This is a genomic window from Nostoc sp. 'Peltigera membranacea cyanobiont' 210A, from assembly GCF_002246015.1.
GTDB lineage: Bacteria > Cyanobacteriota > Cyanobacteriia > Cyanobacteriales > Nostocaceae > Nostoc.
Window position 1 is genome coordinate 584,385 of the sequence record NZ_NOLJ01000003.1, and the last position, 12,888, is coordinate 597,272.

The window sequence follows — 12,888 nt, forward strand, 5'->3', positions numbered from 1 at the left end:
ATTCCAATTTATGGCGGTGCTTGATTTAAGAATTTCCATTTTCTTAATACATTGACAACCTAGCGAAACTTTTTTTAACTAAATTTAATATAGTTCTGTTTCTTCTCGCCTGTCTACTTACTCCAGATGCAGAGGAGAAGAGGATTGAATGAACCGCAGATGAGAGAGCGATCGCACCATCCCCCAATAACTTAGATAAAATCACTATGGTGCTAGTTAACCCTCCCTAAATCTAATGAAAAGCGATTGCCCTTCTTCCCAACTCTCTCTTCAACGTCCTGAACTACTCGCGCCAGCAGGTAATTGGGAATGTGCTAAAGCTGCTGTGGAAAATGGGGCAGATGCGATTTACTTCGGTTTGGATCGGTTTAACGCCAGAATGCGGGCACAAAATTTTACTGAGGCGGACTTACCCCAATTGATGACATTCCTGCACCGTCGGGGCGTAAAGGGTTATGTCACAGTCAACACACTCATATTTCCCAAAGAACTAGCAGAAGCACAGCAATATCTCCGCACAATTATTGCAGCTGGTGTGGATGCAGCGATCGTTCAAGATATTGGTATATGCCGTCTCATCCGTCAACTTTCCCCCGATTTTCCCATCCATGCTTCCACGCAAATGACCATCACCAGTGCAGCTGGGGTGGAATTTGCCAAATCTCTTGGTTGTCAATTGGTGGTGCTGGCGCGTGAATGTTCTCTCAAAGAAATCAATAAAATACAGCAGCAGATTGCCCAACAAGAAACTTCGCTGCCCTTGGAAGTCTTTGTTCACGGTGCTTTGTGCGTAGCGTATTCCGGTCAGTGTTTGACTAGCGAGGCTTTAGGTGGACGTTCTGCTAACCGAGGTGAATGTGCCCAAGCTTGCCGGATGCCCTACGATTTAATCGCCGATGGGGAAGTTGTGAATTTAAAAGAGCGCAAATATTTACTCAGTCCTCAAGACTTAGCAGGGTTAGATGTTCTGCCCGATTTGGTGAAATCAGGAGTAACTTGTCTCAAGATTGAAGGTCGCCTGAAAGCTCCAGAGTATGTTGCTAATGTCACCCGTGTTTATCGGCAAGCTTTGGATAGTGTAATGACGGAATTGGAAAGACCTAACCCCTCTTTGCTTACAAGGGAAGCGGGGAAAGGTCAATCAGACCAAGAACATTACAACCTAGAAATGGCATTTTCTCGCGGACTTTACACAGGCTGGTTTGGCGGGATTAATAATCAGGAACTAGTTCACGCCCGCTTTGGTAAAAAACGTGGGGTTTATTTAGGTGAAGTCAGCCGCATCCACAACGAAGAGGTAACAGTCAAATTGGAAGCGCCTGTCAAACCAGGGGATGGAATTGTATTTGACTGCGGTCATCCAGAGGCGAAGGAAGAAGGCGGCCGAGTTTATGGGGTGGTTTCCAAAGGAAAGGAAAGCGTGCTGACCTTTGGTAGAAATGACTTGAACCTGCGCCGAGTGCATATAGGCGATCGCATTTGGAAAACCAGCGATCCAGAACTCGATAAGCAATTGCGGCAGAGTTTTGCTGGCGAGAACCCACAATTTCAACGTCCGATTGACTTGGAGGTTTATGGAGAAGTTGGTCAGGCGTTGATTGCGATCGCCCGCGATCGACTCGGTAATATTGCCCAAGTCGAGTCTGCAATTTCTCTGGTTGAAGCGCACACCAAACCCTTAGATACTGAGCGTTTACAAGAACAATTCGGTCGTCTTGGTAACACCCCTTTCTGTTTAGGAACACTAACCAACCACCTCAGCGGTGCTATTATGCTACCCGTAAGTGAGTTGAACCGGATGCGGCGGGAAATCGTGGTGCAGTTGGAAGAATTGCGAAGTCAACCCAAACGCTGGCAATTACATTCTGATGTCTCTTTCCAAAATTTACTCCCCTCATCTGCCACCCTGCGGGAAGCTAAAGCTACATCCTCTTCACTCATAGTCTTGGTACGAAATCTCAAGCAACTGCAAGCAGCACTCCAAGCGGGAATCCAAACACTTTACTGTGAATTTGAAGACCCCCGCGCCTATCGAGAAGCCGTGCAACTGGTGCGCCAACAACAGCAACCAAACAAAGCAGAGAATTCTTTACTTTTAACTCCTAACTCCCAACTCCCCACAATTTGGGTTGCACCACCCCGAATTACCAAACCTGGGGAAAATTGGATTTTGCAGCAAGTCCGTGCCTCGGAACCAGATGGCTATCTGATACGGAACTATGACCAATTGCAATTCTTTGCAGCAGACCGTTGTATCGGAGATTTTTCGCTCAACGTTGCTAATCCCTTAACAGCAGACTACTTTCAGCAACACTTTGGTTTAGAACGGCTGACGGCATCTTATGACCTGAATATTACCCAACTACAAGACCTGCTCACCAGTTGTCCACCCCAGTGGTTTGAGGTGACAATCCATCAGCATATACCGATGTTTCACATGGAGCATTGTGTTTTTTGTGCTTTTCTCTCGACGGGTACAGACTATACCAACTGTGGACGACCTTGTGAAAAGCAGGAAGTGAAATTGCGCGATCGCGTTGGTAGCGAACACGTCCTCAAAGCCGATGTAGGTTGTCGCAATACTCTATTTAACGGCACTGCTCAAACCGGAGCCGAGTACGTACAGCGCCTCATAGAACTAGGTTTAGGTAACTTCCGCATCGAATTTGTGAATGAAACACCAGAACAAGTGAGTAAAACAATACATTGCTATCGCCAACTACTGCAAGGCGAGATTACAGGTTCCCAACTATGGCGCGAGTTGAAATTGCAAAATCAATTGGGCGTAACTCGTGGCCCTATGGGAGTGTCTGCATTGCGGTCATAATTGATTTTCTGAACGCCCAGCTTGAAAAATCTGTTCGGCGGTCAAGTTTAATTCTGGGAATGTAGGGGATATGATGCGATCGCTACCTCAAAACAATTGAGGAATTCTTCAAAAGCGATCGTTTTTGGTAAGGCTTGAAACATCACACTTACTCCTGATGATGATTCAGAGTTTAGCAAATTACTTGGTATTACTCACTTTACCCTCAGCCAAAAACCTTAACCTGCGTAGGTTGGGTTGAGGAACGAAACCCAACATCCTCAAGACTTTGTTGGGTTTCGCTGTCGCTCAACCCAACCTACAATTATCCTTAACCCAAGCGTATTGACATGAAACCTTGCTAGATAACGCCAAAACCAGGAATCCAGAAGATTTGACAAAATTTTGTATCTATTTTGGTAACAATGTTAGGTCAGATTGATGAACGTTATAAACTCAACATTGGAATCACAGAAAGATTCCTTAAAGAATTCAAGCATAAATATCTAAACCCAAGTAACTGAAAGGTTATTGAGGCTTCAGCATGAAGAAGAACGCTAAATTTGAGTGTAATTTTTGCTGCTCATTTTCTCAGGTTTCTCGTTATAGTTTAACTGTATTACTGAGTGTGCTTTTTCTGTCTGATGCGGTAGGTGCAACATCGATAAGTAGATGGTTGCAGATAACACAACAGATGCAAGCTGACTTGCAAAAGTCAATTGATGCTGCGGTAGAACAAGGGTATACAGATTCGTTTTCAGAAAAAATAGGGAAAAAAGTCTCTGCTAACGTCAAAATAGCGCAGTCGCCAGATGCAAAACCACAAAATACAAACCCTGCGCCAAGTGAAGCCGAGGCTAAAATTAAGCCACTTTGGGATAAAGCACACCAACTATTAGAAGAAGGAAATCAATTACGGAATCAACCATCAGCAGCAGCAGTACGACAAGCAATTACTAAATACGAAGAAGCGTTGAAAATCTGGAGATTACCAGAAGTGCGTGCAGCAAAACCTCAAGAAGCACCTTTTATCGAGGCTGTTACACTTTCTTTGATTGGTACTATCTACAACACCCCAACAGAAAACACAAAAGCTGTGGGGTATTTGGAGCAAGCATTAGCTATTGTGCAGGAATCACAGGAATCAAAGGCTCGTGAATGGAAAGCTTTAATATTAACATCCCTTGGTGGTGTTTATCGAGATTTAGGGGAAAAGCAAAAAGCGATTGATGCTTATAACCAAGCACAGTCACTATATCATGCTGACAAACAACCCAAAAAAGAGGCTAATGTACTGTTTAGCATTGCTGTAGTTTATAAAGTATTTGACGAACCGAAAAAAGAGCATGAGTTTTTAGAAAGAGCTTTGGCAATTCAAAAGGCAAATAATGATTTACCAGGGCAAGCAAAGACGCTTGGGACTATTGCTGGAAACTACCAACTTTTAGGTGAAACAAATAAAGCCCTTGATTACTATCAGCAAGTACTGAAAATCTACAGCCAAACGAAATATTTATTTGGACAAGCAGAGACATTTATAGATATAGGTTCAGTCTACAGTTTCAAAGGCGATCGCTCTTCAGCCGAGAAATATTTTCAGCAGGGATTAGAGTTACGAAAGACAATCGCAAGACAAATACAGCAAGACCCAAAAAACCCACTTGGTCGTAGAGATTTTTTTGAGAGCCAAATCAGTATTCTCTATTCAATTGCCACTGGCTACTTCTATCTGGGTGATATACAGCAGCAGATTGTCTACTTAAATCAAGCAAGAACTATCGCTCATCAAATAGGTAGTTTCCAGCGGGAAGCAAATTTTATTTTCCTGATTGGTGATGCGTACTCTCTATTAGGTGAGACACAAAAAGCTCTTGAAAATCTCAATCAAGCCTTAAAACTTCAACGTGACATTCATGATTATCAAGGAGAAGCTGAAACACTTGTAAGCATTGCCTATCTTCATACAAAATCAAAAGAATTTCAACAAGCCCTAGATATACTCTTTAACCAAGCACTAGAAGTTTCTAAAAGACAGCAAAATCATCGTATAGAAGCAAAGACTCTCTATCAGATAGCTAATGTGTACGAAAAGTTAGGAGCTTATGACTTAAGCATTGATAAGTATAAGGAAGTTTTGAAGATATCTCAGCAAAGCAATCCGAATTTAATAGTAAATGGTTTTTATAGCATAGGCGGTGTTTATCTACAACTCTGCTTTTCTCAAAAAAAAGCAGAAGATTGCCATCAAGCATTGAAATATTTTGAGGATGCGTCAAAATCTGCCGGTGAAACATACTTGATAAAAAATTATGTTCTTTCTTCTACTAGCTTGGCTTATGAGTTCTTAAAGGAATATCCCAAAGCTATTGCTAAGGCCAAACAAGCTTTAGAACTGTCTCGAAAAAAGAATATCAAAGAAGCTGAAAGGTTAGCCCTTCGTGCTTTAAGCACCGCCTATGAAGGTGCAGGAGATTATCAAAATGCCCTTGATACAAACAAACAACATTTATTGCTATCCCAGCAGCTAGGAGATGTATCATCACAAGCTAACGCCTACCAAATCCGAGGTAAGATTTACACCTCTATGAAGCAGCCACAGCAGGCGATAGAGGCTTACAACCAAGAATTAAAGCTAGGACAGCAAATAGGCGACACATCCGAACAAACTCATCCACTTTATAAAATAGCCATCATTGAGCGCGACAGAGGAAATCTCAACCAAGCCAAGACGCACATAGAAGCAGGCATAAACATTATTGAGAATACGCGCAACAAAGTCAACAGCGATGATTTACGTACTTTCTACTTCGCCACAGTGCAAGATTATTACAAGTTCTACATTGACTTGCTGATGCGGTTGCACAAAAAAGACCCATTAAAAGGATACAACGCATTAGCACTGCACATTAGCGAACGTTCTCGTGCCAGGGTATTAGTTGAACTGTTAAAAGAAGGTAATGTCAATCTCGGTAAAGATGTTGATCCGCAACTATTAGCAGAAGAACGCCGTTTAAATTTTAAATTAAATGCCAAAGATAAGTTTTTATCAGACTTATTCAGTCGAAAGGAACCACCCACCGAACTGATCGCAAAAACCAAACAAGAAATTACAAATATTATCCAAGAATCGCAATCAATTTCTGAAAAAATCAGGGCGACTAACCCAGAACGTGCAGAATTAATTGACCCAAAAGACGTACTGGAATTGTCAGGAATTCAACAACAACTAGATCAAGATACCGTAATGTTGCAATATTCCTTGGGTGAAGAACGCAGTTATCTGTGGGTAGTCACTCCTAACTCTCTACAAAGCTACGAACTTCCCGGACAAGAAAAGATAGCGAAAGCTGCAAAGAAATTTAACAGCCTCTTAAAGCAAAAACTGATTGATAGAGGAACCCCAGAAGACAACGCCCAAACTTTTGCAAATACAGATAAAGCCGCAGACGCACTTAGTCAAATTATCCTCGCACCTGTAGCAGGAAAGTTAGGAAATAAACGTTTAGTCATCGTTGCTGATGGGATTTTGCATCAAGTGCCATTCGCAGCTTTAAACGAACCCAGAAAATCGCCAGCCAGCGCAGAATATCAACCTTTAGTTGTGAATCATGAAATTGTCAACCTCCCTTCAATATCTAGCCTCGCAACTCACAGAAAGAAACTCAAAGGACGCAAGATTGCACCCAAAACCCTAGCTGTTCTCGCTAATCCTGTGTTTGGTGTTGATGATGCGCGGTTGAAGAATGATAAACCTTCAACTGTAGAAAACAACCTCGACCGTTCAGCTTTAGAAACGTCTTTGAGAAACATCAATCAAGACAAATTAGATCCACTCCCAGGTACAAAAGACGAAGGAGAGGCGATTCTTAGCTTGGTGAATTCTCCTGGCGAAAAGCTTTCTGCCTTTGACTTTGATGCCAACTACAACTTTGCAACTAGTAAACAATTGAGCCAATATCGCCTGCTGCTGTTCGCCACTCACGGCATTTTCGACCCTGTGAACCCAGCCTTATCAGGTATCGTGCTGTCTCTCGTAGATAAACAAGGTAAACCCCAAACCAGAGGCTTCCTGCGGCTCAATGATATTTTTAACCTCGACTTACCTGTGGAGTTGATAGTGCTAAGTGCCTGTGAAAGTGGCCTAGGCGATGATGTCCAAGGTGAAGGGCTGGTGGGCTTGACAAGAGGCTTTATGTATGCAGGTGCAGCTAGAGTCACCGTGTCTCTGTGGAACGTGAACGATCAATCTACCAAGGAGTTAATGATTGGATTCTACAAACAAATATTGGCACAAAAAAAATCTCCCGCCGCCGCCCTTAATCTTGCCCAACGCCAAATGTGGCAAGGGAAGGATTTTCAAGGAAACGATTTGAAAAATCCAGAATGGAAACATCCCCGTTATTGGGCGGCTTTCACCCTCCAAGGTGAGTGGCGGTGAATACTTAATTGACTTTCTCCTAAAAGGCTACCGTGTACACACAAGTCTTTTAGAGTGGCTCCACAGACTTTTAATCCCCCCAACCTCTCTTGAAAAGCAAAGCTGTTTCATTCCCTCAAAAGCTCAAAAAAGACTTGTGTTGTAAACAAAAGTCCTTATGTTCTGAACGAAAGTCCTTATGTTCTGAACGAAAGTCCTTATGTTCTGAACAAAAGTCCTTATGTTCTGAACGAAAGTCCTTATGTTCTGAACGAAAGTCCTTATGTTCTGAACGAAAGTCCTTGTGTTCTGAACGAAAGTCCTTGTGTTCTGAACGAAAGTCCTTGTGTTCTGAACGAAAGTCCTTGTGTTCTGAACGAAAGTCCTTGTGTTCTGAACGAAAGTCTTTGTGTGTACACCGTAGCCTACAAGGAGAGAGAACTGGAAGAAAACGCAATTTAAAGCCTATCTCCTCCCAAAAGAGAGGTCTAGGGGACTTCCAAATAAAAACAATATCCCATTATTTCTTGTGGGGTGGGCGACACGAGAGCCCGTAATCAGGGGCGGGCTTTTCGGCCCACCCCACAAATAGTAGCTATTTCTTGGAAATCTCTAATCTCAAATTTTCACTTTTAATTCAGGAGTCAAATCAATGCGTAAACCGTCTATTTACAAACAACTGCTTGCTTTCTTTATCGCCGGAATTGTGGGTTTTACCGCTTTAGGTGGTTGGATATCAGTCCAAGCACAAACAGAATCACCGATATCGCCAAATACAGAACAGCTGAATTTGGTAGGAGATGGTAAACCTTTCAAACCTGATGATCTCGAACAGTCGGAAAAACCTTATGAAGGCGATCGCGGTATCGTTAGAGGTATAGATAACCGTATTCCCATGTTGAGTAGAAATTATCCTTGGTCAACTATCGGACGAGTGCAAGGCACAGCAGCCGATGCTAAAAGCTATTATTGTACAGGCACACTGGTTGCTAGTGATATAGTTTTGACAAACGCCCACTGTGTAATTGACCCTGAGACTCATCAACTCAGTAAAGAACTTCGGTTTATACCCAATGTCATTAATGGCAAACCCCAGAGTCCAGGAGATATGGGCAAAGTACAGAATATTGCAAAAAATGTGCTTTATGGTACAGACTTCAAGAATGGCGGCTTTGATAACGTCCAAAATCAAAGCAATGATTGGGCATTGATCAGAATTAATCAGCCATTGGGTCGTAAATATGGTTATTTAGGATGGCAATCTGTGTCTGCTTCCACTTTGATTAAGCAGAAGCAAGGAAAACTGTTCTTTGTTGGTTACTCTAGTGATTACCCAGACCCCAGCAAAGAAGGCTACGAATTCTTGACTGCTGGCAAAGGCTGGACAGCTGGTTATGAAGATGGTTGTAGCATTGTTGGCGATGAGTCAAACCTTTTTTATCATGATTGCTCTACCGCAAGCGGTTCTTCCGGTGGCCCAATCATTGATGTAATTGATGGTCTGCCATATATTGTTGCCCTGAATAATGGAGAAATTAAAAACCGTCGCACAGGTCAAGATATTATCAACGTTGCAGTGAAAATCGATTTTTTGGATAAATTAGCTGGTAGAAAGTAAACCAGCGATCGCTGTAATTTAATGTAGAGACTAGCAATTGCAACGTCTCTACACACCATAAAACCCTACGCTATGAATAATATTTCAACAAGCAATAATTGGGACACTTCGCTTTACGAAGATAAACACGCCTTTGTCTGGCAATATGGCGAAGACTTACTAAAATTACTTAACCCTCAGCCAGGAGAATCCATTTTGGATCTTGGCTGTGGTACTGGACAACTCACAGAAAAAATTGCCCAAGCTGGGGCTGAAGTAATGGGAGTTGATCATGCATCTGAGATGATTGAGAAGGCAAGACAAAACTATCCCCATATCCGCTTTGATGTTGCTGATGCTAGGAACTTTCAAGTAGATAAGCCATTGGATGCTGTGTTTTCCAACGCTGTATTGCATTGGGTGAAAGAAGCTGATCGGGCGATCGCTTCCATACACCAATCTCTAAAACCCGGAGGGCGTTTTGTTGCAGAATTTGGGGGTAAAGGGAATATAAAGGCGATCGCCACAGCTTTATACAGTGCTTTAGAGTCCATTGGTATCCCTCAAGCACAAGTAGAGAATCCTTGGTATTACCCCAGCATTGGTGAATACGCCAGCCTCCTAGAAAATCAAGGCTTTGATGTCATTTATGCTATCCTGTTTCCTCGCCCAACTCCCCTAGCAGAAGGAGAAGCTGGCATAGCAAACTGGATTAAAATGTTCGCCAGCCCTTTCTTAGCCGGACTTTCACCTGAGCAACAAATACAAATAATTCCCGTCGTCGAGGAATATCTGAAGCCAACACTATATCAACAAGGAACTTGGACAGCAGATTATCGAAGAATTCGTATAGTTGCCATTAAACTTTAGATTGTGCCCTAATTACGAATTATGAATTACGAATTACGAATTAGTATCAGTTATGCATATACCTAAATTGTGCGATCGCCCTACAGCCCTTTGGGCATCCTACGGCAGGCTTTGGCGCAGCCATCGCCAGACATCATTTTCATTACTACTAACTATTACCCTTACAGCTTTACTAGTCCCGCCCTCACTAGCGCAAACTCGTTCAATACCGTCACCTTCTAGTGCGCCTTTAGAACTAGACTTATTAACCAAGCCAAAAGACTATGTAATCACAGCTAACACCATTCATCCAGACCGATTAACCGTTCCCAGTTTATGGTGGGCACAACAAAACTCCGAGAAAAAACTATTGGATAATTGGATAGCATATCCAACTTCTGGCAAAGAACCTGCACGAGTAGACTTGATCGTGAATCAGCAAATTTGGAGTTTACTAGAGTATGTAGAGCGCTACGACTTCGTAAATCGCTTGGGTAGCGCTGCACGAAACTTTGGTTACAACGTCCGGGTATTTAATTATCAAAAAGAACCCTTAGCAACCTACACTTGCAACTTTAGTACAAGTCCAGCTTTATGCAGTATCCAAACCACTATTAAGAACAAGATCGGTTTACAGCGTTTTTTGTAGTGACTGGGGAAGCAGGGCAGCAGTTACAGTAAGTTTTTCCCCTCTGCCCCTCTGCACCTCCCCCTCTTCTGGCCAATGCCCAATTAAACCTTAATTTTGGCGAATAAAGACTCGTATTGTTTTATTGCTGATGGGGGTAAGGGAAGTAAAAATTCGCTTTTATTGAAAATGTTGCGTAGGCGTAGCCCGTCGTAGACATCGCTCTCTAACAAACTCCATAATGGTTCTTGGATATCGGAAGCGGCAATATTTGTAGAAATTGGCGAATTGGTTTTAGTAAGCACCGAAATTTGTTTAGCTGTGCTTGGTTGCCAACAAAAATCAATCCATTGATCTGATAAATTATTCTTAGTAATCCCTGCGGGACGTACCCATAAGTCCGCCCAGATTGCTGTTCCTGACTGGGGGATAACTGCGGCAAGCTGCGGATAACGTCCCAAAACAGGCAATACATCGCTTGACCAACCAACCGCTAGCCAAGTGTCTTCCATAATTAGAGGTTCCAAATAGTTATTGGAACTGTAAAACTTCACCTGTTGGTTTAATATCTGTAATTCCTTTTCCAAGTCTGGTACTTGGTCAAGATTGTCTGTATTATAAGATTTTCCTAGCTTTTTTAAGACCAAACCAATAACTTCTCGTGGTTGATTGAGTAGGGAAATACGCTGCTGCATTCCATCTCGCCACAAATCACTCCAATCTTTGGGCGTCCATCCCAATTTTCGCAACTTGTCACGGTTATAAACAATTACTGTACTACCCCACCTGTAAGGCGCACCCCACACCTTCCCTTGAGTATCCAAAATACCTTGATCGTTACGCGTTACCAGTTGTTTCCACCTTTCATCTAAAGTAGACCACTGCTTTAATTGGTTTCCCTGCACTTCTTGGAGTGGTTGAATCAATTTCTGTTCAATAGCTGCTTGTAGCCAGTAATCTCCCAATGTTACTAGGTCTGCGTCAGCTGCTTTTTGACCTTGCCTAAAGGGTATAAAGCGACTCCATCCCTGCTCATCGCTGGTCTTTGGCTTCTGCTGCCAATTTTGTAATTGTTGAAATAAATCCTGTATATGTTCAACTGGAGCAAACTTTAACTGCGCCGGTTGCTGCAAACTTTTGTGAAACTGATTCACCACCTGACCAGGTATAGAACCTTTTAATAACTGTACTTTTAGTTGAGTCTGCTTGTTTCCACCACAGCCAAAAAGCAGTTGTGAAAGTGCCAGTGTGCTTGTACCTAGTAAAAAAGACCGTCGATCCATTGATTTTGGATTTGAGATTTTTGATTATACCTAATATTAAGCAGAGATTCATCAGTGGCTAACTTAGCTAAAAAGGTGAAGTTGGAGATTTATCAGTATTTTTTCTTGATAATACGGATAATTTTGAAGATTTAGCTCAAATTAGCGATATTTTTGTCAAATTAGTACCTAATGATTAATTTTTCTCCATAAATTTACTTGGTGGTACTTATAGTGAAACCTTACTTGTATTTAAAAGTAATGATTTAAATGTCACATTTCCCGCAAAAATTATCAATACTTAAATAATCCATAAGTATCGTTAAGGTTGGGAGTAAATTGAATAACATAAAGAAAATGTACGGATAAAGGTATTAAATGGAGCTATTACAGCAGCAGATCCTGACTTTAAGCCAAAAGCTGGATGACCTGTGCCAAGTAATTGAGCAGCTTGATAGTAAAGTCACTCAAACTTTCTCAGAGTGTTCTTTAGCGAATACACAAGCAAAGGATAATTATCAACAAAATGGTGCAGCTGGAGGCTACCAGTTTAAAGGACGTAACAATATAAATCCAGAAATGGAACACAAGGATGTCTTGACAGATGGCATTTATCTAGACATGCATCGTCAAGCTGGAGATAATATAACACCAGAAATTCAAATACAACGACTGACAGCGCAGTTAACAGCAGCATACAATCGTATTGCTGCTTTAGAAGAACAATTACTTAGAGAGAGAATTCATTAAATAAGTCGAAAGTCGGAAGTCGGAAGTCGGAAGTACAGTTTTGTAACGGCGATTTAGACCCCGCCACAAAACTTGTCGGTTATAGAACCAGGGGACTTAAACCCATCGAATTTGTTAAATTTAACCTGAGTTAAACGAATTAAAAAAATGGCTGGAGGTAGGTAAGGCAAGCCTTTAGATTCAATGTGAAATCAGGGAGCATCTCACTTTTTTAATTCGCCAACAGTCTCATGGAATTCGCGGCTACACAGACAAAACCCGCCTACGCGGGTTTCCAATTTCTTAAGTCCGCGTAGGCGGACTTAGTTTGTATAGCCGCGATTTCTAATCGCCAGGTATATTTGCAAAACTGAGATGCTCCCTCAAATCATGGCTTTATGTCCATGAACCTATCCCACTATTCTCATAATCCCTACTTCTTTTCGTAAAATGTGCTTGAAAACCTTAATTTTTCGTTTTCAATCTCAATAAGCTTAAGCTTTATAGCGTAAATATTATTAATGGAATAGGTTTATATATTTTAAGTATAAGTAACTAATCCAGCCATAAAATTGATAAAAAACTTAAACACATTATTAC

General features: G+C 41.8%; 7 protein-coding genes and 1 pseudogene. 6 read left to right on the plus strand and 2 right to left on the minus strand.

Annotated elements, in window-relative coordinates:
* Window positions 1-235: 235 nt before the first annotated feature.
* Window positions 236-2,827, plus strand: a complete 2,592-nt coding sequence (locus tag CDG76_RS11825) for a U32 family peptidase (RefSeq protein WP_094349193.1) — start codon at window positions 236-238, stop codon at window positions 2,825-2,827.
* Here CDG76_RS11825 and CDG76_RS39600 read toward each other — a convergent pair.
* Window positions 2,822-2,914, minus strand: a pseudogene (locus tag CDG76_RS39600) (Uma2 family endonuclease); the annotation flags it as partial. The gene CDG76_RS11825 and the pseudogene CDG76_RS39600 overlap by 6 nt on opposite strands.
* Before the next feature lie 436 nt (window positions 2,915-3,350).
* Here CDG76_RS39600 and CDG76_RS11830 point away from each other — a divergent pair.
* The 4 genes from CDG76_RS11830 to CDG76_RS11850 all read left to right on the plus strand — a co-directional run bounded on the left by CDG76_RS11830 (window position 3,351) and on the right by CDG76_RS11850 (window position 10,318).
* Window positions 3,351-7,244 (plus strand): CHAT domain-containing tetratricopeptide repeat protein, encoded by a 3,894-nt coding sequence (locus CDG76_RS11830; protein WP_094349194.1) that lies wholly within the window; start codon window positions 3,351-3,353, stop codon window positions 7,242-7,244.
* 631 nt (window positions 7,245-7,875) lie between these two features.
* Entirely contained in the window at window positions 7,876-8,841 is a 966-nt protein-coding gene (locus CDG76_RS11840) for a trypsin-like serine peptidase (protein WP_094349195.1), read from the plus strand.
* Between the two features lie 72 nt (window positions 8,842-8,913).
* The gene (locus CDG76_RS11845; RefSeq protein ID WP_094349196.1) at window positions 8,914-9,690 is read left to right on the plus strand and encodes a class I SAM-dependent methyltransferase; all 777 of its coding nucleotides are present in this window, start codon (window positions 8,914-8,916) and stop codon (window positions 9,688-9,690) included.
* A 52-nt stretch (window positions 9,691-9,742) separates the two neighbouring features.
* Window positions 9,743-10,318, plus strand: coding sequence for a hypothetical protein (locus tag CDG76_RS11850; protein ID WP_223265217.1), 576 nt, complete (start codon window positions 9,743-9,745; stop codon window positions 10,316-10,318).
* An 83-nt stretch (window positions 10,319-10,401) separates the two neighbouring features.
* Here CDG76_RS11850 and CDG76_RS11855 read toward each other — a convergent pair whose 3' ends face one another.
* The gene (locus tag CDG76_RS11855; RefSeq protein ID WP_190240825.1) at window positions 10,402-11,580 is read right to left on the minus strand and encodes an extracellular solute-binding protein; all 1,179 of its coding nucleotides are present in this window, start codon (window positions 11,578-11,580) and stop codon (window positions 10,402-10,404) included.
* Window positions 11,581-11,937: 357 nt separating this feature from the next.
* Between CDG76_RS11855 and CDG76_RS11860 the strand changes: the two genes are divergently transcribed.
* A complete protein-coding gene (locus CDG76_RS11860) occupies window positions 11,938-12,309 on the plus strand; it encodes a hypothetical protein (protein WP_094349198.1) in 372 nt (123 codons plus the stop codon).
* Window positions 12,310-12,888: the final 579 nt, after the last annotated feature.